This is a genomic window from Cryobacterium sp. 10I1, from assembly GCF_035019805.1.
Taxonomy (GTDB): Bacteria; Actinomycetota; Actinomycetes; order Actinomycetales; family Microbacteriaceae; genus Cryobacterium; species Cryobacterium glucosi.
This window is the reverse complement of record NZ_JASJVF010000656.1, coordinates 1-269: the sequence shown is the minus strand read 5'-3', so window position 1 is coordinate 269 and position 269 is coordinate 1. Positions and strand designations below refer to the sequence as shown.

Sequence of the window (269 nt, the reverse complement as noted above, 5' to 3'; positions counted from 1 at the left end):
CCCTCCAGCTCGGTGTGCTCGCCCGCGCCCTGCCTGCGGAGGGGGAGGCTCTCGGCGTGCTCGCGGCGCGCCTGTTCGGGGACGCGCATGCGCTCGACCCGAAGAGTCCACTCGGGCCGATCGCGGTCGGGCTCGCGGCGGCCGCGTCCGGGCAACCCGCCGGGAACGGATCACGGTGGCGGCGGGACGCGTGGCAGCAGTCGGGTGTTGTCGTGGACGAGCTGTCCTCGACCGTGCTCGCGCTCGGGCTTCCCGGCGGCGTGATATCT

The 269-nt window shown here is 74.7% G+C and carries 1 protein-coding gene; it reads left to right on the top strand.

The genetic code is table 11. From position 1 onward, the window contains the following. A partial coding sequence (locus tag QN345_RS20205) for a TIGR02679 domain-containing protein (RefSeq protein ID WP_323509262.1) occupies positions 1-269 on the top strand: 269 nt, incomplete at both ends.